25 protein-coding genes are annotated in these 23,476 nt (G+C 60.6%); 14 read left to right on the forward strand and 11 right to left on the reverse strand.

Features of this window, described 5'->3' with window-relative positions:
• Positions 1-54 precede the first annotated feature (54 nt).
• Both JTP94_RS33525 and JTP94_RS33530 read left to right on the forward strand, forming a co-directional pair.
• Positions 55-1,377: a UDP-glucose/GDP-mannose dehydrogenase family protein gene (locus JTP94_RS33525; protein WP_204854648.1), complete on the forward strand. Its 1,323-nt coding sequence runs from the start codon at positions 55-57 to the stop codon at positions 1,375-1,377.
• A gap of 14 nt (positions 1,378-1,391) precedes the next feature.
• Complete coding sequence (locus JTP94_RS33530; RefSeq protein WP_204854649.1) at positions 1,392-2,396, forward strand: NAD-dependent epimerase; 1,005 nt, start codon at positions 1,392-1,394, stop codon at positions 2,394-2,396.
• Positions 2,397-2,405: 9 nt separating this feature from the next.
• Here JTP94_RS33530 and rutF read toward each other — a convergent pair whose 3' ends face one another.
• Positions 2,406-2,936, reverse strand: coding sequence for an NADH-dependent FMN reductase RutF (gene rutF, locus JTP94_RS33535; RefSeq protein ID WP_204854650.1), 531 nt, complete (start codon positions 2,934-2,936; stop codon positions 2,406-2,408).
• 331 nt (positions 2,937-3,267) lie between these two features.
• On the opposite strand from rutF, the gene JTP94_RS33540 reads away from it, so the two are divergent.
• Positions 3,268-4,065, forward strand: a complete 798-nt coding sequence (locus JTP94_RS33540; protein WP_204854651.1) for a creatininase family protein — start codon at positions 3,268-3,270, stop codon at positions 4,063-4,065.
• On the opposite strand, the gene JTP94_RS33545 is transcribed toward JTP94_RS33540, so the two are convergent.
• Positions 4,053-5,021 carry a LysR substrate-binding domain-containing protein gene (locus JTP94_RS33545; RefSeq protein ID WP_204854652.1) on the reverse strand — a complete coding sequence of 323 codons (969 nt, stop codon included), beginning with the start codon at positions 5,019-5,021 and terminating at the stop codon, positions 4,053-4,055. The genes JTP94_RS33540 and JTP94_RS33545 overlap by 13 nt on opposite strands.
• 184 nt (positions 5,022-5,205) lie before the next feature.
• Here JTP94_RS33545 and JTP94_RS33550 point away from each other — a divergent pair, with 184 nt between their 5' ends.
• The 6 genes from JTP94_RS33550 to JTP94_RS33575 all read left to right on the forward strand — a co-directional run bounded on the left by JTP94_RS33550 (position 5,206) and on the right by JTP94_RS33575 (position 11,362).
• Positions 5,206-6,222: an ABC transporter substrate-binding protein gene (locus tag JTP94_RS33550; RefSeq protein WP_204854653.1), complete on the forward strand. Its 1,017-nt coding sequence runs from the start codon at positions 5,206-5,208 to the stop codon at positions 6,220-6,222.
• 147 nt (positions 6,223-6,369) lie between these two features.
• Positions 6,370-7,194 carry an ABC transporter ATP-binding protein gene (locus JTP94_RS33555; RefSeq protein WP_204854654.1) on the forward strand — a complete coding sequence of 275 codons (825 nt, stop codon included), beginning with the start codon at positions 6,370-6,372 and terminating at the stop codon, positions 7,192-7,194.
• Positions 7,194-8,060 (forward strand): ABC transporter permease, encoded by an 867-nt coding sequence (locus JTP94_RS33560; RefSeq protein ID WP_204854655.1) that lies wholly within the window; start codon positions 7,194-7,196, stop codon positions 8,058-8,060. Before JTP94_RS33555 ends, JTP94_RS33560 begins: the two co-directional genes overlap by 1 nt.
• Positions 8,060-9,373 (forward strand): cytosine deaminase, encoded by a 1,314-nt coding sequence (locus JTP94_RS33565; protein WP_204854656.1) that lies wholly within the window; start codon positions 8,060-8,062, stop codon positions 9,371-9,373. The genes JTP94_RS33560 and JTP94_RS33565 overlap by 1 nt, the downstream gene beginning before the upstream one ends.
• Position 9,374: 1 nt before the next feature.
• Positions 9,375-10,784, forward strand: coding sequence for an FAD-binding oxidoreductase (locus JTP94_RS33570; RefSeq protein WP_204854657.1), 1,410 nt, complete (start codon positions 9,375-9,377; stop codon positions 10,782-10,784).
• Positions 10,781-11,362: an NAD(P)H-dependent oxidoreductase gene (locus JTP94_RS33575; protein WP_204854658.1), complete on the forward strand. Its 582-nt coding sequence runs from the start codon at positions 10,781-10,783 to the stop codon at positions 11,360-11,362. The genes JTP94_RS33570 and JTP94_RS33575 overlap by 4 nt, the downstream gene beginning before the upstream one ends.
• A gap of 10 nt (positions 11,363-11,372) precedes the next feature.
• On the opposite strand, the gene JTP94_RS33580 is transcribed toward JTP94_RS33575, so the two are convergent.
• The 4 genes from JTP94_RS33580 to JTP94_RS33595 all read right to left on the reverse strand — a co-directional run bounded on the left by JTP94_RS33580 (position 11,373) and on the right by JTP94_RS33595 (position 14,086).
• The gene (locus tag JTP94_RS33580; protein ID WP_204854659.1) at positions 11,373-12,101 is read right to left on the reverse strand and encodes a bifunctional 2-polyprenyl-6-hydroxyphenol methylase/3-demethylubiquinol 3-O-methyltransferase UbiG; all 729 of its coding nucleotides are present in this window, start codon (positions 12,099-12,101) and stop codon (positions 11,373-11,375) included.
• A 128-nt stretch (positions 12,102-12,229) separates the two neighbouring features.
• Positions 12,230-12,736, reverse strand: a complete 507-nt coding sequence (locus JTP94_RS33585) for a VOC family protein (protein ID WP_204854660.1) — start codon at positions 12,734-12,736, stop codon at positions 12,230-12,232.
• The gene (locus JTP94_RS33590; protein ID WP_204854661.1) at positions 12,736-13,125 is read right to left on the reverse strand and encodes a RidA family protein; all 390 of its coding nucleotides are present in this window, start codon (positions 13,123-13,125) and stop codon (positions 12,736-12,738) included. Before JTP94_RS33590 ends, JTP94_RS33585 begins: the two co-directional genes overlap by 1 nt.
• 61 nt (positions 13,126-13,186) lie before the next feature.
• On the reverse strand, positions 13,187-14,086 hold the full coding sequence (locus JTP94_RS33595; RefSeq protein ID WP_210384348.1) for a DMT family transporter: 900 nt from the start codon (positions 14,084-14,086) through the stop codon (positions 13,187-13,189).
• 245 nt (positions 14,087-14,331) lie between these two features.
• On the opposite strand from JTP94_RS33595, the gene JTP94_RS33600 reads away from it, so the two are divergent.
• Positions 14,332-14,757: a hypothetical protein gene (locus JTP94_RS33600; RefSeq protein WP_204854662.1), complete on the forward strand. Its 426-nt coding sequence runs from the start codon at positions 14,332-14,334 to the stop codon at positions 14,755-14,757.
• Positions 14,758-14,807: 50 nt separating this feature from the next.
• Here JTP94_RS33600 and JTP94_RS33605 read toward each other — a convergent pair whose 3' ends face one another.
• The 3 genes from JTP94_RS33605 to ung all read right to left on the reverse strand — a co-directional run bounded on the left by JTP94_RS33605 (position 14,808) and on the right by ung (position 17,210).
• A complete protein-coding gene (locus JTP94_RS33605; protein WP_204854663.1) occupies positions 14,808-15,419 on the reverse strand; it encodes an alpha/beta hydrolase in 612 nt (203 codons plus the stop codon).
• 13 nt (positions 15,420-15,432) lie between these two features.
• On the reverse strand, positions 15,433-16,365 hold the full coding sequence (locus tag JTP94_RS33610) for a VOC family protein (protein WP_204854664.1): 933 nt from the start codon (positions 16,363-16,365) through the stop codon (positions 15,433-15,435).
• A 143-nt stretch (positions 16,366-16,508) separates the two neighbouring features.
• Positions 16,509-17,210, reverse strand: a complete 702-nt coding sequence (gene ung / locus JTP94_RS33615) for a uracil-DNA glycosylase (RefSeq protein WP_204854665.1) — start codon at positions 17,208-17,210, stop codon at positions 16,509-16,511.
• 231 nt (positions 17,211-17,441) lie between these two features.
• Between ung and JTP94_RS33620 the strand changes: the two genes are divergently transcribed.
• From JTP94_RS33620 to JTP94_RS33630, 3 genes are all read left to right on the forward strand, one after another.
• On the forward strand, positions 17,442-17,981 hold the full coding sequence (locus JTP94_RS33620) for an AAA family ATPase (protein ID WP_204854873.1): 540 nt from the start codon (positions 17,442-17,444) through the stop codon (positions 17,979-17,981).
• 195 nt (positions 17,982-18,176) lie between these two features.
• Positions 18,177-18,497 (forward strand): hypothetical protein, encoded by a 321-nt coding sequence (locus tag JTP94_RS33625; protein ID WP_204854666.1) that lies wholly within the window; start codon positions 18,177-18,179, stop codon positions 18,495-18,497.
• A 19-nt stretch (positions 18,498-18,516) separates the two neighbouring features.
• Positions 18,517-18,900 carry an NUDIX hydrolase gene (locus JTP94_RS33630; protein WP_204854667.1) on the forward strand — a complete coding sequence of 128 codons (384 nt, stop codon included), beginning with the start codon at positions 18,517-18,519 and terminating at the stop codon, positions 18,898-18,900.
• Positions 18,901-19,014: 114 nt separating this feature from the next.
• On the opposite strand, the gene JTP94_RS33635 is transcribed toward JTP94_RS33630, so the two are convergent.
• Both JTP94_RS33635 and JTP94_RS33640 read right to left on the reverse strand, forming a co-directional pair.
• A complete protein-coding gene (locus JTP94_RS33635; RefSeq protein ID WP_204854668.1) occupies positions 19,015-21,462 on the reverse strand; it encodes an FAD-dependent oxidoreductase in 2,448 nt (815 codons plus the stop codon).
• Between the two features lie 9 nt (positions 21,463-21,471).
• On the reverse strand, positions 21,472-22,350 hold the full coding sequence (locus tag JTP94_RS33640; RefSeq protein WP_204854669.1) for a choline/ethanolamine kinase family protein: 879 nt from the start codon (positions 22,348-22,350) through the stop codon (positions 21,472-21,474).
• A 314-nt stretch (positions 22,351-22,664) separates the two neighbouring features.
• Between JTP94_RS33640 and JTP94_RS33645 the strand changes: the two genes are divergently transcribed.
• Positions 22,665-23,474 (forward strand): DeoR/GlpR family DNA-binding transcription regulator, encoded by an 810-nt coding sequence (locus JTP94_RS33645; protein ID WP_204854670.1) that lies wholly within the window; start codon positions 22,665-22,667, stop codon positions 23,472-23,474.
• Positions 23,475-23,476: the final 2 nt, after the last annotated feature.

A 23,476-nucleotide genomic window follows, 5' to 3' on the forward strand; every position in this document is an offset into this window, starting at 1 on the left:
GCCGGGATCGCGTTCACTCGCTGAACCCGGCGCCAGCAAAAGGATTGAAATTTCATGCGGATCACCATGATCGGCTCAGGTTATGTGGGGCTCGTGTCCGGCGTTTGCTTCGCCGATTTCGGCCACGATGTCATTTGTGTCGACAAGGACGTGAGCAAGATCGAAGCGCTGCAACGGGGCGAGATACCGATCTTCGAACCCGGTCTTGAGCAGCTCGTCGCGGACAATGTCCGCGCCGGCCGCCTCTCTTTCACGACAGAAGTCGAGATGAGCGTCGCAGCCAGCGATGTGGTCTTCATCGCCGTCGGTACGCCTTCAAGGCGTGGCGACGGTCATGCCGACCTTTCCTATGTCTATGCCGCCGCCCGTGAGATCGCCCAGCATATCGACGGTTTCACCGTCATCGTCACCAAATCGACCGTGCCGGTCGGCACCGGTGACGAAGTCGAACGCATCATTCGCGAAACCAATCCGCAGGCCGATGTCGCCGTGGTCTCCAATCCGGAATTCCTGCGCGAAGGCGCTGCTATCGAGGACTTCAAGCGGCCGGACCGCATCGTCATCGGCCTCAATGACGACCGCGCCCGCGGCGTCATGACGGAAGTCTACCGGCCGCTCTACCTCAACCAGGCGCCGCTGCTCTTCACTGCCCGGCGCACGTCGGAGCTGATCAAATACGCCGCCAACGCCTTCCTCGCCATGAAGATCACCTTTATCAACGAGATGGCCGATCTTTGCGAGAAGGTCGGGGCCAATGTGCAGGAAGTATCGCGCGGCATCGGCCTTGACGGCCGCATCGGCGCGAAATTCCTGCATGCCGGGCCTGGCTATGGCGGCTCCTGCTTCCCGAAGGACACGCTGGCGCTGGCCAAAACAGCACAGGACTTTGACAGCCCGGTGCGCCTGATCGAGACGACGATCTCGATCAACGACAACCGCAAGCGCGCCATGGGCCGCAAGGTGATCGCGGCAATGGGCGGCGATATCAGGGGCAAGACCATCGCCGTGCTCGGCCTGACCTTCAAGCCGAATACCGACGACATGCGCGACAGCCCGGCAATCTCGGTCATCCAGACCCTGCAGGATGCCGGCGCTACTGTAACGGGCTACGACCCCGAAGGCATGGGCAATGCCCGCCTGGTGATCGACAATATCGCCTATGCCGACGATGCCTACAGCGCCGCGCGCGGCGCCGACGCGCTGGTCATCGTCACCGAATGGAACCAGTTCCGCGCGCTGGATTTCGCGCGGCTCAAGTCCGTCATGAAATCGCCCGTCCTCGTCGACCTTAGAAACATCTACCGCCATGACGAGGTCACAAAGCACGGCTTTGCCTATACCAGTATCGGCAGACCGATGAACGGCGCTGAACTGTAAGCAAAGGCCGACCAATGCGTTATCTCATCACCGGAACCGCCGGGTTCATCGGCTTCCATCTTGCAAGACGCCTGCTCGACGAAGGTCATTTCGTCGTTGGTTTCGATGGCATGACGCCCTACTACGACGTCAAGCTCAAGGAGAAGCGCACGGCCATCCTGGCGCGTTCCAACGGCTTCAAAGCCGTCGTCGGAATGCTGGAGGACAAGGCAGCACTTGACCACGCCGCAGAGCTGGCGGAACCCGACGTCATCGTCCACCTCGCCGCTCAGGCGGGCGTGCGCTACAGCCTCGAAAATCCGCGCTCCTACGTCGATTCCAACGTCACAGGCTCGTTCAACGTCCTGGAACTGGCGAGAAACCTGCAGCCGAAACATCTGCTGCTCGCCTCCACCTCCTCCGTCTATGGCGCCAACGAAAAGATCCCCTTCGCCGAAAGCGACAAGGCCGACGAGCAGATGACGATCTACGCGGCGACCAAGAAGAGCATGGAGCTGATGGCGCATAGCTACGCCCATCTCTTCCACGTGCCCACGACCGCCTTCCGCTTCTTCACCGTCTACGGCCCCTGGGGTCGCCCGGACATGGCTCTGTTCAAGTTCGTCGATGCCATCCGCAACGACAGGCCGATCGAGATCTACGGCGAAGGCAAGATGAGCCGCGATTTCACCTATATCAACGATCTTGTCGAAGGCATCATCAGGCTGATCGGCGTCATTCCCTCGGAAGAAAACCGGATCGTATCGGATACGATCACCGATACGCTCTCGAAAAACGCGCCCTTCCGCGTCGTCAATATCGGCGGCGGCCAGCCTGTGGGGTTGATGACCTTCGTCGAGACCATCGAGACCATGCTCGGCAAGAAGGCGATCCGCCACATGCTGCCGATGCAGCCCGGCGACGTGCACAATACCTATGCCGTGCCGGACCTGCTGGTGGCGTTGACCGGCTTCAAGCCGCAGATCGAAGTCGACGAGGGCGTGCGCCGCTTCGTCGAGTGGTATCAGGAAAATTATTGAGGAAAACGGCTAGCCGGCCGGGTGATAGGCCCGGTCGAAGTAGATGAGCCCCTGCCTGCCGTCACTCCGACGAATGGCATCGACCTCGCAGAACAATATGTCATGCGTTCCGCCATCGGCCTGGCGCACGATGCGGCAGTCGAACGAAACGAGCGCGTCCTCCAGCACGGGCGCACCGGTGGACAATTCCGACCATGCAGCGGCCGCAAAGCGCTCCTCGACCGGCGTCTTGCCGCCGAAAAGGCGCGAAAGATCCTGATGCGCCTCGGATAGGACGTTGACGCAGAGCACGCCATTCTCAGTCACTGCGGGATGAACGGAAGCGCCGCGATTGAGGCAGACGAGCAGGGTCGGCGGGCTGTCGGTAACGCTGCAGACGGCGGTCGCGGCAAAGCCGGCCACTCCTGCCGGGCCATTGGTCGTGACAATGTTCACGGCCGCAGCCATCCGCGCCATGGCGTTGCGAAATTCGGCTCGCGCAACATCGGGATCGGCAACAGGCACCGCATTCTCGATCGCCACGGACGTTTTCATGTTCATTCTCACTATCCCCACAACTCGCGCTGGATGATCCAACGTATCGGGTCGAGGCGCTTATCTCAAGCAACGGTGTTTCGCGAAAGCGGCATGCGATGAGCAATTAGTTTTCTATAAAATCTATCAACAATAGGAAAAGCAATCCCTCCTGCTGACATCTAGGGTATTTCCGCCTGTTACATGCAAGCGGAATGCCAAGACCTCCGGCTTGTGATGGCCGCACATTGCAAGTGCACGCAAAAAGGCAGCGGCACGCCCGCAAATTGATGCTTTCCACCGCCATCATCCTTGCCGTATCCGTTTACGCACGAGACGCGGACGAGAGGATATGGCAATGGCAAAGCCCTTTTATTGGAACGAACTCAACACCTATGATTTCGCCGGCCTCTCGCCCGACACCACGATCGCCATCCTGCCGATTGCCTCGACGGAGCAGCACGGCCCGCATCTGCCGATCGCAACGGATGTTGCGATTGCCGAGGGCATGCTGGCGGAATTGAAGGTTCAGCGCCCCGACGATCTGGATTTCCTCGTGCTGCCGACGCAGGAAATCGGCAAAGCCAACGAACATATCTATGGCCCCGGCACGCTATCGCTCGGCGCGGAGCTACTGATCCCGGTCTGGACCGCAATTGGCGCGAAGGTCGCTGAAGCCGGCATCCGCAAGATGGTGATCGTCAACTCCCACGGCGGCAATCTCGATATCATGGGCATCGTCGCGCGCGAGCTGCGCGTGCGCCATCAGATGGCAGTCGTCGCCACGCAATGGACCCGCTTCGGCACACCTGATGGAATGATCGATGAGCATGAGCAGCGTTTTGGCATACATGGCGGCGACGTCGAAACCTCGCTGATGCTGTATTTCCGTCCTGAACTCGTTCGTATGGACAAAGCTGAGAATTTTGCCTCCAAGGCGGAGTGGATGAAGCAGCACTCCAAATATCTGCAGCCGCTGCCGCCACATTCGTTGGCCTGGATCGCGCACGACCTCAATCCGAACGGCGTCGTCGGCAATGCCGCCAACGGCACGGCGGAAAAGGGCGCCCTCATCTGCCGTCACGAGGTCGCCGGCTTCATCGAGATGCTGCGCGATCTCCGCGACTATCCGCTCTCCAACCTCTATTCGAAATAAGCATCCGAGCGGCGGCGTTCCGAAGGCATGATGATATGCCCCTTTGTCTGCAATTCCTCGACCATGCCAGCCAGCTCGGCGAGCAGATATTCGACGAACAGGCTGGTGGCTGCGTCGAGCGGCGCGCGCGTACGGGCGAATAATTTCATCGGCTGAGGCCGTGAATGCGGCTCGGCGATCGGCCGGAACACCAGCTCACCGCGCCGACATTCGGTAATGACGTCAAGCGGATTGAGCAGCGTCAGCCCTGCCCCGCACTTGACCAGCTGCTTCAGCATTTCCGATGCGCTGCTTTCCAGCACCGGCTCGACCTGTATGGCAAGGCGAGCGAGCGTCAGATTGATGACGTCACGCAAGCTCGTGCCCGACTGGGCCAGCAGCAACCGCTCTTCCACGACGTCGGCAAGGTTGATCGGCCCCTCCCCTATCAGAGGATGGCCGGGCGGCAGCACGACACCGATCGGGATGTCGAAATTGCCGAGCGAACGGATACCGGGCGTGGCCGGTATGTTGAAACCGAGGCCGATATCGACCTCGCCCGAAAGCACCGGCGCCATCGTCGTCGAACCGGAATCATTGCGCAGCTGAATGAAGACGCGAGGATGCTCGGAGAGAAAGCGCGCGATGATCTCGGGCAATGGTCCTGACGCCAGCCCGACTGTCGCCACCATCCGAACCTTGCCGGCCTGCTGCATCTTGAGGCTGCGGATGCGCCCCTCCAGCCGCTCGTAGTTCTTCAACACCTCGCGGATGTGCTCGATGCAGAGCTCGCCGGCCGCCGTCAACCGCAGGCCGCGCGGCAACCGTTCGAAGAGCGGGGCTCCCATCTCCTCCTCCAGCGCCAGAATCTGCCGGTTGATCGCCGATGAGGCGATGTTGAGCCGCGCCGCCGCCTTGCGGATCGAGCCGCAGCGGGCGATTTCGTTGATGTAGAGAAGTCGTCTCGAGTGCAGCATGCGTGTCCCCATTGCATAAATTTTGCCCAGGCCGCACAATTTAGGCACAGACCCAGGGACAGATGCCTAAAAGGCATCAATGCGCACGAATTTTGATGCTTTTCAAAGCGCAAGGCAATCGCTCAAATGCAGAAAATGGGCGTCACTGGCGGCGTCCCATGGCAGATAGAGGGAACAGTCAGCCATGTTTAATGCATTGAAGACCAAAGCATTTCTCGCCGTCATCGGCCTCTCGGCCGCCATCGCCGCGGCAGAGCCCGCAAATGCCCTCGACAAGGTGACCTATGGCACCAACTGGCTCGCCCAGGCCGAACATGGCGGTTTCTATCAGGCAGTCGCCGACGGCACCTACAAGAAATACGGTCTCGACGTGACGATCGTCCAGGGTGGCCCCAATGCCGCCAACTCGGCGCTGCTGATTTCCGGCAAGATCGATTTCTACATGGGCGGGCCGCAGCAGGAAATCGATGCAGTCAAACAGGGCATCCCGGTCGTCGACGTTGCCGCGATCTTCCAGAAGGATCCGCAGGTGCTGATCGCCCATCCGGATGCCGGCGTGGAGAAGTTTGAAGATCTTGCCAAGCTGCCGACGCTGTTCATGAGCAAGGACGGCTATATCACCTATTTCGAATGGATGAAGGCGAACTTCCCCGGCTTCAAGGACGAGCAGTTCAAGCCCTACAACTTCAGCCCGGCGCCGTTCCTGGCGGACAAACAGTCCGCCCAGCAGGGCTATCTGACCTCCGAACCCTATGAGATCGAAAAGCAGGCCGGCTGGAAGCCGAAGGTCTTCCTGATCGCCGACGCCGGCTATTCGCCCTATTCGACGATGATCACCACGCAGACCGCATTGGTTCAGAAGAACCCCGACTTGGTGAAGCGCTTCGTCAACGCCTCGATCGAGGGCTGGTACAACTATCTCTACGGCGACAACAAAGCGGCCAACGACCTGATCAAGACGGACAATCCCGACATGACAGACGGCCAGATCGCCTATTCCATCGCCAAAATGAAGGAATACGGCATCGTCGAATCCGGCGACGCGCTCGACAAGGGCATCGGCTGCATCACCGATGCGCATTACAAGAAGTTCTTCGACGAAATGGTGCAGATCAAGGTCTTCGACGCCGACATCGACTACAAGAAGGCATTCGATCCGCAATTCGTCTGCAAGGGGTTTGGAATGGCCCTGAAGAAGTAAGTTCTAGCACCTCCCCCTTGATGGGGGAGGTCGCCGCAAAGCGGCGGGTGGGGGTGACAACCCGAGATTTCGAAGGATCACCCCACCCCGGAGCTTTGCTCCGACCCTCCCCCTCAAGGGGAGGGTGGATCAACAAAGAGCCGAACCATGACCCTGTCTGATGCCACCACGATTACCAAAGCAGAAGCGCGCAAGCGGCCGCTTGTTGTCATGGAGCAGGTCTCCAAAATCTTCTCCAACGGCACGCTGGCGCTTTCCGGCATGTCGATCAATGTGGAAAGCGGCGAATTCATCAGCCTGCTCGGCCCCTCCGGCTGTGGCAAGTCGACGGCCTTGCGCATCATCGCTGGCCTCGGCGGCGCCTCAGGCGGCAGGATCGACTGGCCGAGCTCGCGCATCAATGCCAAGGGTCTTCCGGACGGCGATATCAGCTTCGTCTTCCAGGAACCGACGCTTCTCCCCTGGAAAACCGTCTTCGGCAATGTCCACCTGCCTTTGAAGCTGCGAGGGGTTTCGAAGGCCGCGGCCTATGAGCAGATCATGGCGACGTTGGCGACGGTCGGCCTTCAGGATTTCGCCGAGGCCTATCCGCGCGAATTGTCCGGCGGCATGAAGATGCGTGTCTCGATCGCCCGCGCTCTGATCACCAAGCCGAAGCTGCTGCTGATGGACGAACCCTTTGCCGCACTCGACGAGATCACCCGCCAGAAGCTCAACGATGACGTTCTGCGCCTCTGGCAGACGACGGGAATCACCGTCATCTTCGTCACCCACTCCGTCTATGAATCCGCCTATCTCTCAAACCGCATCGTCGTCATGAAGGCCCGCCCCGGCCGCGTCCACACGGATTTCCCGCTTGTCACCAGCGGCGAGCGCGACCCTCTCTACAGGTCATCGGAAGAGTACCGGCAGGTTTGCGAGAAAGTCTCCCTTTCCCTGATCGAGGCCATCGGCTGGCCGGAGGCGCATTGATGAGCGAGAGTACCAGCCTGCCCGCCGATCTTTCCGCCGAGGTTGCCGACACGCCTCAGGCGCCGGCAATCGGGAAAAGATATGCCGAGCGTGCGCTTGGCGTCGGCGTGCCGGTCCTGACCGTCGTCATATTGGTCGTTCTCTGGCAACTCCTCGTCCTCGGCGCCGACATCCCGCAATATATCCTGCCGAGCCCGATCGCCGTCGCCAAGGCGCTGGTTTCCGACTGGGGCATCCTGTGGCCGGCACTCTGGGTGACCACGCAGATCACCTTCATATCGCTAGTGCTGGCCTTGATCGGCGGCGTCGGCTTTGCCATCTTCCTCGTGCAGTCGCGCTGGATCGAGCTCGCCTTTTATCCGCTCGCGGTCATCCTGCAGGTGACGCCGATCGTCGCGATCGCGCCGCTGATCCTGATCTACGCGCCGACACGCGAGTCTGCCCTTTTGATCTGCGGTTTCCTCGTCGCCTTCTTCCCGATCCTGTCCAACATGGTACAGGGGCTGAAAAGCGTCGACCACAATCTGCTCAATCTCTTCGATCTCTATGGGGCCTCGCGCTGGCAGGCGTTGCTGCATCTGAAGCTGCCGGCCGCCCAGCCCTATTTCATGACCGGGCTCAGGATCGGCGGCGGCCTGTCGCTGATCGCATCCGTCGTCGCGGAATTCGCCGCCGGCTCCGGCGGCCCCAATTCCGGCCTCGCCTTCCGCCTGCTCGAAGCGCAGTACCGCCAGAACATGCCGCGCCTCTTTGCGGCGCTGCTGCTGCTGTCGGCGCTCGGCGTCGCCATCTTCGCCTTCACCTCCTTCATCTCATGGCTGAGCCTGCATCGCTGGCATGAGAGCAGCCTCAAGCGGGAGAACTGATGTCCCACGCCTTCATGTCACCGCCGAATGCCGCCCGCTTCGTGCTGAGTAATGCCACCGTTCCCGCCGTGACGCTCTCCGGCTTTCGCGCAGCCGCCAGCGAAGGGCTGGTCAAGGCCGACATCGTCGTCGCAGACGGCCTGATCAAGGATATCCTGCCGCCCGGCACTGCTCCGGCCGAGTTCGCCAGGGTCGATATGAGGGAGGGCATGGTCTGGCCGACCTTCGTCGACATGCACACCCATCTCGACAAGGGCCATATATGGGAGCGACGCTCCAACCCGGATGGCAGCTTCATGGGCGCGCTCGATGCCGTGCGCTCTGATCGGGAAGCCAACTGGTCGGCCGATGATGTGCGCAAGCGCATGGAATTCTCGCTGCGTTCGGCCTACGCCCACGGCACCGGCCTGATCCGCACCCATCTGGATTCGCTGGCGCCGCAGCACCGCATTTCCTTCGAGGTCTTCACTTCGGTCCGCGAAGCCTGGAAAGACAGGATCGCGCTGCAGGCGGTCGCTCTCTTCCCGCTCGACAGCATGGTGGATGATGCCTTCTTCGCAGATCTGCTCGGCGTCGTGCGCGATGCGGGCGGCTTGATGGGCGGGGTCACACAGATGAACCCAGACATTGATGCGCAGCTCGACAAGCTGATCCGCGCCGCCGCCGACAACGGCCTCGACATCGATCTGCATGTCGACGAGACCGAGGACAAGCAGGTACTGACGCTGAAGGCGATCGCCGAGGCTGTGCTCCGCAACGGCTTCACCGGCAAGGTCACCGCCGGCCATTGCTGCTCGCTCGCCCGCCAGGACGAAGATGTCGCCCGCACCACCATCGATCTCGTCGCCAAGGCCGGGATTTCCATCGTCTCCCTGCCGATGTGCAACATGTATCTGCAGGACCGCCATCCTGGCCGCACGCCGCGCTGGCGTGGCGTCACCCTGCTGCACGAGCTTGCCGCCGCCGGCGTGCCGACAGCCGTCTCCTCCGACAACACCCGTGATCCCTTCTATGCCTATGGCGACCTCGATCCCGTCGAAGTCTTCCGGGAAGCCGTGCGTATCCTCCACCTCGACCATCCGCTGGATACGGCCGCAAGGGTCGTCACCACTTCGCCAGCCGCCATCCTCGGCCGCCCCGATATCGGCTGCATCGCCGTCGGCGGCCCGGCCGATCTCGTCCTCTTCAGCGCCCGGCGCTGGAGCGAATTCCTTTCCCGCCCACAGTCCGACCGCGTCGTCCTTCGCAAGGGCAAGGTGATCGACCGCAGCCTGCCGGACTATCGTGAACTCGACAGTGTCATTGGAGCGTAAAATGCCGGATTATCAGCGCATCAAGAAAGAACTCGAAGGCATCGCCGTCGAAGACAATCCGGCGCTCGTGCGCCAGAAGAGCCGTGATTTCTACTGGTATTCGCCGATCCTGAAAGCGCAGCTCGACAATGTCACCGCCGATCTCGTCGTCACACCGAAGACCGAGGAAGAGGTGATCCGCACGCTGAAAGTGGCCTATGCGCATGACGTTCCCGTCACGCCGCGCGGTGCCGGCACCGGCAATTATGGCCAGGCCATGCCGCTCTCCGGCGGCATCGTGCTCAACCTCGCCGCGATGAACAGGGTCAAGGAGATCCATCCCGGCCGCGTCATCTGCGAACCCGGCATCGTCATCGCCGAACTCGATCGCCAGACCAAGGCCCATTCCGGCCAGGAACTGCGCTTCCACCCCTCGACCGCGCAGACGGCGACAATCGGCGGCTTCATCGCCGGCGGCTCCGGCGGCGTCGGCTCCATCACCTGGGGCGGCCTGCGCGATCTCGGCAATATCCTGCGCCTGCGCGTCGTCACCATGGAAGCAGAACCGCGCGTTCTCGATCTGACCGGCTGGGATCTGACCAAGGTCAGCCATGCCTATGGCACCAATGGTATCATCACCGAGATCGAAATGCCGCTTGCCCCCGCCTATGACTGGTTGGACGTGCTGGTCGGCTATGACGACTTCATGTCCGCCGTGCGCTTTTCCGACGCGCTCGCCAAATGCAACGGCATTCTGGTCAAGGAAATCGCGCCTATTGCGGCACCCATCCCGCACGAATATTTCACCCGCCACAAGCCCTATATCCGCGAGGGACAGTCGATCGTGGCGCTGATGATCGCACCACATTCGATGGAGCCGTTCGTCGCCTTCGCCGGCCAGCAGAAAGGCGAAATCACCTTCCGCTCCGACAAGATAGAGAGCATGAAGGGCATCCCGCATGCCTATGAACTCGCCTGGAACCATACGACGCTGCGCGCCATCAAGGTCGATCCATCAATCACCTATCTGCAGGTGCAATATCCGGGACCGGACCATGTCGCCAAAGTCCAGAAAATGGTGGAAATCTTCGGTGACGAAGTGCCCGGCCATCTCGAATTCATCAAGTTCGACGGCCAGATCCAGTGCTCCGGCCTGCCACTGGTGCGCTATACCTCCGAAGCCCGGCTCGAGGAGATCATCAAGATCCATCAGGATCACGGCTGCCCGATCTTCAATCCGCATCGCTATACGCTCGAGGAAGGCGGCATGAAGCAGACGGACTCCGTCCAGCTCGCCTTTAAAAGAGAGACTGACCCGAAGGGCCTGCTCAATCCCGGCAAGATGATCGCCTGGGACGATCCGAATTTCGACTTCAAGTCAGGCAAGAACTACCTCTTCCCCGGCCTTGCGGCGCTGATGGAGGCCTCATGAAGGTTCTCGTCCTTCATTCGCATCCGGTGGAGGAAAGTTTTGGCGGCGCGCTGCATCGCCAGACCATTGAGAGCCTCAAAGCCGCCGGCCATGAGGTCGACGACTGCAATCTCTATGCCGAGGGTTTCGACCCCGTGCTGTCGCGCCGCGACCGCCTGATCTACCATGACTATCCCGAGAATACCGAGGCACTAAAACCGCATGTCGAGCGGCTGGAACGCGCCGAGGCTCTTGTCATCGTCACGCCGGTCTGGAACTTCGGCTTTCCGGCCATTCTGAAAGGTTATTTCGACCGCGTCTGGCTTCCCGGTGTCTCTTTCGAGCTCGTCGACGGCAAGGTGCGCTCCAAGCTGCAGCATATCCGCAAGCTCGGCGCGGTGCTGACCTATGGCGCCGACCCCTTCCGCGCCTTCATCGCCGGCAATCCGCCGAAGAAGATCGTCAAGCGTGTCCTGCGGGCGCAGATCAAGCCTTTCGCGCCGGTCGTCTTCCTCGCTCACTACGACATGAACCGCTCGACCGACGAGACGAGAGGGCGGTTCCTTGAAAAGGTGAAGCAGGAGATGACGCGGTTCTGACGCTCCAACCTCAGGTCCGGGTCGAGATCAGCAGAAACATCGGCCGCTCGCGCTCGATCGCCCGCTCCGGATGCAGGGCAAGATCCTCATCGCTCGGCGACCATTCCTCGACATGCGCGATCGAGAAGCCCGACTTTATCAGCAGGTTGAGCGTCGTGCCCATGGTGCGATGCTGCTTGACGACGCCTTCGGCGAGCCAGTTCGTCACCCTCGGCCCCTCGATCTGATAGGCATTCAGCGGCCAGACCTTGCCGCCATCCGCACCAACAAGCCATTCCGGCTGCCGCGGCGCCATATAGATCGGATGCTCGATCGAGAAGATCAGCCGCCCGCCCGGCTTCAACGCCTGGCGGATATTGCTCAGAAGCCCGGCGAAATCCTCGATATAGTGGAAGGCCAGGGAGCTATAGACGAGATCGAAGCCGGCGGCCGGAAGCTGTAGCCTTTCCAGATCCGCCTTGTCGTAGCGAATGCGGGCGTCCGTCGTCTCGGCGCGGGCGCGCGCAAGCATGTTGTCTGAGACATCGAGCCCCAGCACCCCGGCGGCGCCATGCTCTGCCGCCCAGCGGCAAAACCATCCAAAGCCGCAGCCGAGATCCACGACATCGAGGCCATGCAGATCCGGCAGCAAGGCGCGAATAGCCGGCCACTCCGCCGCTCCACCCAGCCCTTCGACCGACCGCTGAAGCCGGCTATAGCCTTCGAAAAAGCCTGGATCGTCGTAGATATTCTGGGTCATGGTAGTTTCCTATGCTCCATGCGGCCAGCTTCAGGCCGCATCGGCAATATCAGTCGAATCTGCTTCGCTTAGACGATAACGAAGCTCGCGGAAAGTCGGGCGGAGAGCGGTCCAACCGCTGGTGCCCGTCAAGCCGTCGGCCTCGGCCGCAACAGCCATTGCGAATAGGGCTTCACGCCGAAGTCCGGATCCGCCGCATCCTCAAGCACATGGATGAATTCGATCGAATGCCCATCAGGATCGGCAAAATACTGAGAAACCGCCGGCATCCAACCGAGAACGACGGGCTCGTCAAGTGGCTCTCCGCTGAAGCCCGAAGGTTGAACACCGCGAGCCTTCAACGCTGCAGCGGAGCGGAGGACATCTTCCAAAGTGGTTCGAAAAGCAATGTGGAGCCGCATCCGTAAAGGCCCGCTGCCCGTTTCCCAGAGGCCAAGCATGCCTGTCCTTTTGTCGTCGATCCAAAAGAACGCGACACGCCTGCTTTCGAGGACAGCCGCCAGTTCCAGCTTCAGGATATCGCGGTAAAATCCGATCGAGCGTTGAAGATCGGAAACCGTCAGATGCGTCTCGTAGAGGCCCAAAATGGCGGGCATCTGCGGATCGACGGCTTGCGCAGGGCTGCTCGCCGTCATCACATCACCTTCGCCGCGGTGACCTCGACCTCTACCAGAAACTCTGATCGGGTAAACCCGCCGACGATCAGCAGCGTCGAGACCGGTTTCGGCTCCAGCGTATAGCGATCGCGCACGGCCATATAGGCGGGGAAATCCTCACGCGTGGTGACGAAGCCGGCTATGCGGATGACGTCGGCGAAGCTCATGTCAGCATCATCGAGAATGGCCTTGATCGCCTTGAAGCACATCTCGGCCTGGGAGGTGACATCTGGCGGGATACGGTCATCGAGACCGATGCCGAGCTGGCCGGATGTCACCAGAAGGCTGGCGCCCGGCGGCACCAGCAGACCGTGGTTGTAATTGCCGAAGGGGCGTCGGACAGACGGTGGGTTGAATACCTTCTTCATCGATATCGACTCCTCGTGATCAGACCGATTTCAACATTTTGAGGCTAAGCCGACAAGCCGTTCAATGCGCTTGTGCTGAAGTAACTACCCGATTTCGACGCACCTCCAACAGGATATGGCCGAAGAGTGCGGCAAGCACGATCGGTCCGCCGATCAGCGTCGCCGTCGACGGGCGCTCGGCAAAGGCCATCCAGACCCACAGCGGCGTCAGCGGCACTTCGAGCGCAGTCAGCAGGGCGGCGTCCGAGGCCGGAACCAGCCGCGAGCCGAATGTATAGAGGCTGAGGCCCATCGCATTCTGGATGATGCCGAAGGCGATGACCAGGCCGAGATCCTGCCCCGACAGCGAGAGCGGCGATGCGAACCAGAAGGTAATGAAGGAGCACAACCAGGCGGACAAGGCCATGGCCGGCAGCATCGGCACATTGCGATGTTGCCGCATGACCACGGCGAGACCGGCGACCGTCAACGTCATGACGCCGGCAAGAACCTTGCCGAGCCAGCTGCCGCCGTCGCTCGCATGCCCTGAAAGCATGACGAGAACGCCGATGAAGGCGACGGCGCTGGCAACCAGCGTCCTCATATTGGGGCGCTCGCCGATGAAGAGAAAGGCAACGCCCGCGGTGACGAAGGGCACGGTCGCATAGATGACCATGGCATCGGCAACAGAGGTATAATAGATCGAGCCGATACCGCTGATCATAGCCGCCGTGGAAAAGACCGTCGCCGCCAGCGAGGGGTCGCGCATGGAGCGCAGGATGCGCCAGGCGTTGCGGCGTTCGATGTAGAAAAACAGCGTAAATACGCCCAAGCCGGAGACGATCCCACGACAGAAGAGGATGGTCATGAGGTCGGCATGGATCGCCCGCACGAAGAGGCCCGAGGTCGACCACGCCAGCGCCGAAAGCGCCACATAGGTCACGCCCAGCCTGTATTGCTGCTGTTCCGCCAGCGTCACCATCAACTCCCCCGTCCCTTAGCGGCAGATCATTAGCGAGCGGCGATGATACCCACAAGCAAAGCTTGCGCCGCTGAATGTCGCGGATGCCGGAAGATTGTGAGGGTTGCAGGAAGGCCACGCCCCGGTCCCGTCAGTTGAGTGGCGGATGGTCGATGGCGTCTTGAACACGGCCAGGATCACATTCATGTTGCAGATATTCTCTGCCGCTTTACGGTCCGCATGGGTTTCGGTCTAGGGAGAATCAGTTGCGCCTGCTGTCAGCCACCTTGTTCGCATGCGGCTGCGTCAGCCTGGTCGATGGTCCGCTTTGGCCGCCGGCGCAGACCTATGTCGATACGACGGTGCAATGCAGCCAGAGCAGCAATCCAGCCCGTTGCCAGCATACGCGCGATACGTGGAAGGCCGACTATGACGAGGCCATCGCCGGCGGATATAGAGCGCAGAAACATGTCGCATTGTGCCTGAGCACCGGCTGCGATGAGGCGATCCAGCCCGACAAGATGCTCGGCTGCGCCTGGCGCATCGTCATCGCTGATGCAAGACACGCTCAGGCCGACAGCACCGATGCGACCAATCTCAACCGCTTCTGCGGAGCGGACTATCTGGACGAGAACGGAAAACTTGCAGCCGCATCCCAGGCGAAGGCAATGCTGCGCCTGATCGGAAAATAGTCGCACACGGCAGCCGATGACTGCCGTGTGCGCAAGCGTCTTGCTCGAATTCAAGCGTAAGGTGCGAGGAAGGCGCGAATTGCCTCGATCTCGTTCGGCCTGATGTCGTGGCCGCCCGGATGCCATTCGAGCGTCACCTCAGCCTCCTGCCGCGCGAAGTAATCGGCCAGAGCCTTGGTCACGGGCGCGGGCGAGATCGGGTCCCGCTCGCCGGCGGTGATCAGCACGCGCCTGCCCTCCAGCCTGGCATTGTCCTTCGGCTGGAACGGGATCAGCGGATGCATGAGCACGGCCGCGTCGAAAAGATCGCCATGTTCGATCAGCACGTTGGCGAGGATATTGGCCCCGTTGGAGAAGCCAAGTCCAAGCACCTGCGACGCGCCGTATTCGGCCGCAAGGCCCGAGACATAGGCCGCCATCTTGTCCGTCGCCCGGGCAAGGTCGGCCATATCGTAGACGCCCTCGCCCGTCCGGCGGAAGAAACGCGCCGCGCCATGTTCCGAGACATCGCCGCGCGGCGACACGATGGTCGCCTCGGGCAGCATGCGTGCACCGAAATCGAAGAACTGGTTCTCGTCACCGCCAGTGCCGTGGAAGGTGAAAAGAATGGGTTTTCCGGGTGCACCGGCCTTCAGCCGGTGCACGTAGGTCGTATCCGTCATGATCCTCTCCCAGTTAACCTTCCAGTGGCTCGAGATGCTGCTCGATCAAGGCGCGCAGATGCGCATGCTGCTCTGGCAGTTTCAGTGCCTCGCCGAGATGGGCCGTATCCTCGTCACGGTTGAAGCCGGGTTCGTTGGTGGCGACTTCGAACAGCACGCCGCCTGGCGTACGGAAATAGATCGCCCAGAAGTAGTCACGGTCGATAACAGGCGTTACCTGATACCCCGTATCCATCAGCGCCTTGCGCACTTCTAGCTGCTTTGCGCGGTTCTCGACGGCAAAGGCGACGTGATGGACGGAACCAGCGCCCGGAAGCGCACGGTTGATGTTCGGCATGGTTTCGAGGTCGACATAATCGGCGCCGTTGCCGCCGGGCATGGCGAGCCGCTTGACGCCTTCATGCGTATCGACCACCTCGTAGCCCATGTATTTCAATAGTTCAGCCGTGGCTCCCTCGTCCCGCAGCCGCATGGCGACGGAATGGAACCCCCTGATGGCATGTTCGGCATCGACACCGCCATGCGTCCAGGGCTGACGGCTGTCGCCTTTGACCTCGACGAGAGCAAAGCCATCCCCATCCGGGCCGGCGAAATGCAGGCGCTTCTCACCGAAGGATTCGTCGGCTTTCAAGCCCTCGACACCCTGCTTGCCCAGCCGCTCGGTCCAGTAGCCGATCGCGCCTTCCGGAACGGAGAAGACGGTGTTGCCGACTTCGCCCGTACCCGGGCGACCCTGCGCCATCTTCGCGAACGGGAAATAGGTCATGATCGTGCCGGGCGCGCCGGTCTCGTCGCCATAGTAGAGGTGATAGACATCGGGCGCGTCGAAATTGACGGTTTTCTTGACGCGGCGCAGGCCGAGCGTATCGGTGAAGAACTTGTTGTTGGTCCGGGCGTCTCCAGCCATCGAAGTAACGTGGTGAAGACCTTTGATCTGATTGAGCATCTTTAACCCCTTGTCTCGCCCGCGACGGCAGGCGTTTCTCATGGGCAGAAGATGGTCCGGGAAGCCCTATTTCGATAGCCCCCAAGTGCCAAACGGATTGTCTTTAATTGTTGAACGACGAATAGAGGTCGTTCAATATGAGCTTAGCTATTGCCCGGATTGCTCGGCAGCGCCCATTCAATCGGCTCTCGACCATTCTCAGCCAGATAGGCATTGGCCTTGGAAAAATGTCGGCAGCCGAGAAAGCCGTTATGGGCTGATAGCGGCGATGGATGAGCTGCCTTCAACACCAGATGGCGCTCGGTATCGACAAAGGCGGCCTTCTTCTGCGCATAGGAGCCCCAGAGCATGAAGACGACACCATCGCATTCGTCGTTGACCTTGCGGATCACGGCGTCGGTAAAGCGCTCCCAGCCCTTGCCCTGATGCGAGGCGGCCTGTGATTCCTCGACGGTCAACACGCTGTTCAGCAGCAGCACCCCCTGCTTCGCCCAGCTTTCCAGAAAGCCATGGCGCGCCGGCGGAATGCCGAGATCGGTCTCGAGCTCCTTGTAGATATTGACAAGCGACGGTGGAATACGCACGCCGGGACGGACGCTGAAGCAGAGCCCATGCGCCTGGCCGATGCCGTGATAGGGATCCTGCCCGAGAATGACGACCTGCACCTCATCGAGCGGCGTCAGATCCAGCGCCCGGAAATACTCGCTGCCGCGCGGAAAGATCACCTTGCCGCGCTGCTTCTCCTCGACAAGAAAGGATTTGAGCTGCTGCATGTAGGGGCTTTCGAATTCCGGAGACAGCGCCTCTTTCCAGCTTTCCTCCAGCTTGATGCTCGCTTCCGCCATCGTCTCTCGCCTCCGTCTGTTGTCAGCATGTCGATTGAGGATGAAAGCGAGGGCGTGTCAAGAAAATGGCGGATGCTGCGGCGGGGAGATCACAGTTTTTGGAAGGGCGGGGTGGCCTGGCTCCGATCTTATTGGTGAATCCCACCGATGGCAGGAGCAAGGCTCCAAATCGTTGACAACACCGTTCATTTCGGCCAATGGAAGCCATCCCAATTTCCCGACTGGTGCCCCATGCTTCCCTTGCATTCCCTTGGCGAGCGCATCGTCGTTCTCGGCCCCTCCAATGCCGGCAAGTCAACCCTTGCAGTCGCCCTTGCCAAAAAACTCGGCTTTCCAGCCGTGCATCTCGATCAGCTTCACCACCTGCCCCATACAGATTGGAAGCAGCGCCCTGAAGCCGAGTTCGCTGCACTTCATGATGCAGCAATTCTTGGAGAACGGTGGGTTATGGAGGGCAACTACTCGCGCCTGATGCCACAGCGTTTCGCCCGAGCCACCGGTGCTATCCTTATAACCTCAAACCATTGGCTACGCTTTTCCCGCTATCTCAAGCGCACGCTCATCAACCGCGCAGATCGCGCGGGACATCTCGAAGGTGCCCAGGACAGCATCAAATGGGAAATGATTCATTGGATTCTTGTGAAGACCCGCAACAGCGGCGTCAAATACGCGAAAATTCTCCAGGAATCCGGCTTGCCAATTGTGGAATGTCATACGGCGGAGGCTCTCAATAGCCTCTACCGGGTTTGGGATTTGCCAGACAGGCGATAGGCGTTTTGTGGGAATGGCGCTTGAGCCCAAATGAGACGCAACCTCATGGCATTCACTTGCCTCCAAATGGTGATGCAGCCCCGCGGGAGGTTGGTGACTTAGCTCCGGACGAAAGTCGATTGAGGCCATTGCTAGAGGCGAGAAAAGCCCTAAGCTGCACGAACTATCTATTCAAATGTCGTGGGAGTAGCTGAAATGGGCCAGCATATTGGTGATTTGGTTGTGACCAACATTATGATTGCAAGCAACACTGCCACCGGAGTTACCCGCGTTAAACCAGGCGGGAAGCTGGTATCGTCAGGAAAACTGCTCGGCGGATTGGTTATTGAAGCCGGGGGAAATGCAGTGGTTTCCGGCAAGATAGATCGAAATGTCGTGAATGACGGAAATTTCGTTTTGAACGGCCAGGTCGCGGGCCGAATTGTCGGTCAGGGCATAGTCGTTATGGGTCCTGGCGCTGATGTCTCCGGTAATGATCTGCCGATTGCACCCTGCGCCGAGAACTCAGCCGCTTAGAGTATGCCGGGGAGAGATTTTGACGACAATCGTGCTGGCAGCATTCGTTCAGAGCGGCCGAGTGTTGATGGCGCGTCGTGCCGCACATAAGCAGCACTATCCGGAGCATTGGGATTTGGTCGGTGGCCATGTCGAGCCGGATGAGCCTGTCGATATCGCACTTGTCAGAGAGGCTTACGAGGAAGTTGGGGTGATACCTCTCTCCTTCAGACATTTAGGCTTCTTCAAAGACAGCCAACACGAAGCAACCTACCACATATATGCAGTTACCGACTGGTCGGATGGACCGCCTCGATTGCTCGGGGACGAACATACTGATCTGATATGGGTGCCAATAGACGACGCTAATTTTGTCGCGCCGCTTGCTCACCCAGAGATCATGTCGCTCCTCTCGCTGGCTTAGCCAGACGCGGCGGTCGCAACCACTTCTGGCGCAATCCTGCCAAGGTCATCAAGGCTCCGAAGTGGCCAGCGATCTCGGCCTCATACTCCCCGAAAACCGCCTCCCCCTCCGCAATCACCCCTTGATCCGCAGCATCTGCGGATCATAGAGCGGCTTCAGCGACACCTGGCAGGGCACGCGCCGCTGCGCGACATCGAGTTCGTAGCGGCCGGAAAGCACGAAATCCTCGGTCACCCCACCCGGATCGCGAACATAGCCGTAGCCGATGGCCTTGCCGATCGTGTAGCCATAGCCGCCGCTCGACAGCCAGCCGACGCGCTGCCCGTCGCGATAGATCGTCTCGCGGCCGAGAAGCACGGTCTCGGGATCGTCGGGCACAAAGCAGGCCAGCATCTTCTTCACGCCCGACGCCAGCTGCCGCTCCATCGCCTCTCGGCCGCGGAACGCGACATCCTTCTTCATCTTCACCGCCCAGGTCAGCCCCGCTTCGACCGGCGTATGGTCCGGACCGATATCGGAGCCCCAGGCGCGATAGCCCTTCTCCAGCCGGCAGCTTTCGATGGCGCGATAGCCGGCATTGATAAGGCCGTGCTCGCGCCCCGCCGCCATCAGCACGTCATAGACGGTGCCGGCGTATTCCACCGGCACATGCAGCTCGTAGCCGAGTTCGCCGACATAGGTGATGCGCAGCGCCCGCACCGGGCAGCCGGCAATACCGATGGTTTTCACCTTGCCGAAGGGGAATGCGGCATTCGAAACGTCGGCCGAGGTCACGGCCTGCAATATCTCGCGCGACTTCGGCCCCATCAGCGACAACACGGAATAGGCCGAGGTCACATCGACCAGTTCGGCATGCATCTCGGCCGGAATATTCCGGGCGATCCAGTCGAAATCATGGGTGGCAAAGCCGGTACCCGTGGTGATGTAGAACTCGTTCTCGGCAATACGGCCAACGGTGACATCGCATTCGATGCCGCCGCGGTCGTTCAGCATCTGCGTATAGGTCAGTGCGCCCACCGGCTTGGCGACATCGTTGGAAGCGATCCACGAAATCGCCGCTTCGGCATCCCGTCCCTTGAGAACGAATTTGGCGAAGGAGGTCTGATCGAAGATCACGGCCGCTTCACGAACCGCCTTGTGCTCGCGGCCGACTGCATCGAACCAGTTCTGCCGGCCGTACGTATAGACATCCTTCGGTTCCTCGCCCGTAAAGAGATCGGCAAACCAGTTCGGCCGCTCCCAGCCGAGCTTTTCGCCGAAGCAGGCGCCCTGCGCCTTCAAGCGGTCATAGAGCGGCGACTTGCGGCAAGGTCGACCACTGGAATGCTCCTCGAAAGGCCATGCCATGGTGTAGTGCTTGCCATAGGCCTCGAGCGTGCGGGTCCGCACCCAGTCGGTGTCGAAATGCGGACGGCCGAAGCGGCGGATATCGACCGGCCAGGGATCGTAGGGCGGCTCGCCCTTTACAACCCATTCGGCGAGCGCCATGCCCGCGCCGCCGGCAGAGGCGATGCCGAAGGCGTTGAAGCCGGCACCGACGAAGAAATTCTTCAGCTCCGGCGCCTCGCCGAGGATGAAGTTGCCATCGGGCGTAAAACTCTCGGGGCCACAGAGGAGCTGTTTGACACCAGCCGTCTGCAGGGCCGGCACGCGCATCAGCGCCTGCTCCATGATCTGCTCGAAATGATCGAAATTGCTGTCGAGCAACGTGTAATGGAAATCCCTGGGGATGCCGTCGAGCGCCCAGGGGATCGGGTTCGGCTCATAACCCCCCATGACCAGCCCGCCGACCTCTTCCTTGTAATAGGTCAGCCTGTCCGGGTCGCGCAGCGTCGGCAGGTTGGAAGGCACACCGAAGGATTCGGTGATCAGATATTGATGCTCGACCGAGACGAGCGGCACGTTGACACCGAAGCGGCCAGCAAAAGTCCGTGTCCACTGCCCGGCGCAGACGACGACGCGCTCGCATTCGATCCGCCCCTTGTCGGTAATGACGGCGCGGATCCGGCCCTTGTCGATCTCCAGATCGAGAACCTCGGTATCCTCGAAGATCGAGACGCCGCTCATCCGTGCGCCTTTCGCCAGCGCCTGGGTGATATCGGAAGGATTGGCCTGCCCGTCGGTCGGCAGAAAGGCGGCGCCGACCAGATCGTCGATATCCATTAATGGCCAGAGATCGAAAGCCTCCTTGGGCGTCAGCAGATGCATCTGCAAGCCAAAGGATTGCGCCGTCGTCGCCTGCCGCTTGACCTCCGTCCATCGCTCCTCGTTGCAGGCGAGACGCAACCCGCCATTCATCTTCCAGCCGGTGGCAAGCCCGGTCTCGGCCTCCAGCTTCTTGTAGAGATCAACGGAGTAGCCGAGCATCTGGGTGATATTGGCGCTGGTGCGCAACTGGCCGACAAGGCCGGCGGCGTGGAATGTGGTGCCCGAGGTCAGCTTCTTGCGCTCCAGCAGCACGGTATCGGTGAAGCCGAGCTTGCCGAGATGGTAGGCCGTCGAGCAGCCGATGATGCCGCCGCCGATGACGACGGTCTTTGCTGTATTCGGCAGTTCCTTCATTGCGTCACCTCAGGAGTTCCGAAAGCTCTGATAGGCGCTCTCGAACCGCCGCAGATTTTCGCTTGTGTAGGAAGAATAGTCGAAATCGATATCGGAATGGATTTCCGAGACCATGCTCCACATCGTCTCGCGCAGGAGCGAAGCGCATTTCATCGCCCGGTAGCGCCGGCTGAGATCGTCGTTTACCGGTGTCCCGAAATAGGCTTCCAGCATCGCGCTTTCCTGCGCCTCGGAGAATTCATTGTTGGACGCAAGGCCGCCGAGGTCGAAGAGTGGCGTGTTGAAGCCAGCATAGTCCCAGTCGATCAGCCAAAGTCGCTCGCCATCATCGAGAAAATTCGCTGCCAGCAGGTCGTTGTGGCCGAAGGTGATGTCGAAAGGGCCGGCCGCCTGTTCCAGCCGTTCCGCTATATCGAGAAAGGACGGTAGCAACGGCTTGTGCCGGCTACCGCCGGCATCGAGTGTGGCCGCATAATCCCTGACCACGTGAAAGACCCAGAAGATCGCGGCCGGCCCGCGAAAATGCCTGGCGACATCGCGATGGCAGGAATGGACGAGGCGCACGACGCGCGCCAACATCGCGGGATCACGGATATCGTCGGCGGAGAGCGGCTTCGCATCGATATAATCCAACACCAATATGCCGGGCTCATGGTGGATGACGGCGGGCGAAAGACCGGCCGCATGCGCTGCCCTGCTCGCAGCCACCTCATGGACGCGGCTGATATGGTGAATGGGAATATCGGAGCCGAGCCTGACGACGAAGCGTCGGCCGCCGTTGCTGACCAGATAGTTGCGATTGGTGATGCCGCCGACGAGCGGGGCGATGTCGATCGGCCCGTGCCAAATGCCAAGAGACTGTATCTTGTCTTCAGCCGTTACGATCATCCTTCCTCCGGCACCGCGACCGCGCATCCTTCAGAATAGAAAGGTTCCTCACAAAGGGCGACCTGTCAAGCATCACCCCACAAAATGAAACGAATATTTGGCTTTTTGTTGGTTTCATGGAAACGAATGCGATCGTATGAACTATGGATATTGCAATAGAGCGCTTCACCGTAAGTGAGATTTGACTTAAAAACTCACACGCGAGGTAAATGGATCGAGCTTGCGTCTTTACGCCACTTTCCGGCGTCGGATGGCTGTCCGATCCGCAAGCCGCTCATACATTTTGGGATCATACCCTTAATAGGATCAGAACCATGTCGGGCACATCCCAACCGCCGCTTCACTCCAATCATCGCGAACGGGAGATCCTGGAGGAGCTGCGGCTTGCCGGCGGCGCCAGCCGCATTCAATTCCTTGCCGAGCGGCTCGGCGTCTCGGAAGAAACCATTCGCCGCAACATCCGCAGCCTGGAAGCCAATGGTCTCGTGACCAAGGTGCACGGCGGCGTCCATATCAAGGACGCCATGATCGAGCCGCCGCTGCACCTGCGGATGAACGAGAATGCCGAAGCCAAGCGAATGATCGCCGCATCCGTTGCAGCGATGATCAAGGACGGCGACACGCTCTTCCTTGACGTCGGCTCCACCACAGCTTTCATCGCCGTTGCGCTGCAAAAGCACCAGAACCTCTTCGTCGTCACCAACGCCGTGTCGGTGGCCCATGCGCTCGCCACCCGCAATGGCAATCGCGTCTTCTTTGCCGGCGGCGAGCTGCGCGGTCACGACGGCGGCACCTTTGGCATGGAGGCAGCCAATTTTCTGCGGCGCTTCAACGTGCGCCACGCCGTGCTGTCCGTCGGCGCCGTCAATGCCACGTCCGGCTTCATGCTGCACGATCTCGAGGAAGCGGAATATTCTCGAGAAGCCGCAAGCCGCGCCGAAAACCGCATCATCGTCGCCGACAGCGCCAAGTTCGGCCGCAGCGCGCCGGTCGTTCTCAATGAACCGGCAACCTATGACGTGCTGGTCACCGACGACATGCCGCCGCCGGACATCCGGGCCATGCTCGAGCGCAATGAGATCGAACTCGTGATCGCCAACCGGCAGCGGATGGAGCGGCGCTAAGC

This window comes from Martinezella lusitana (assembly GCF_016901135.1).
GTDB classification, from domain to species: domain Bacteria; phylum Pseudomonadota; class Alphaproteobacteria; order Rhizobiales; family Rhizobiaceae; genus Rhizobium; species Rhizobium lusitanum_D.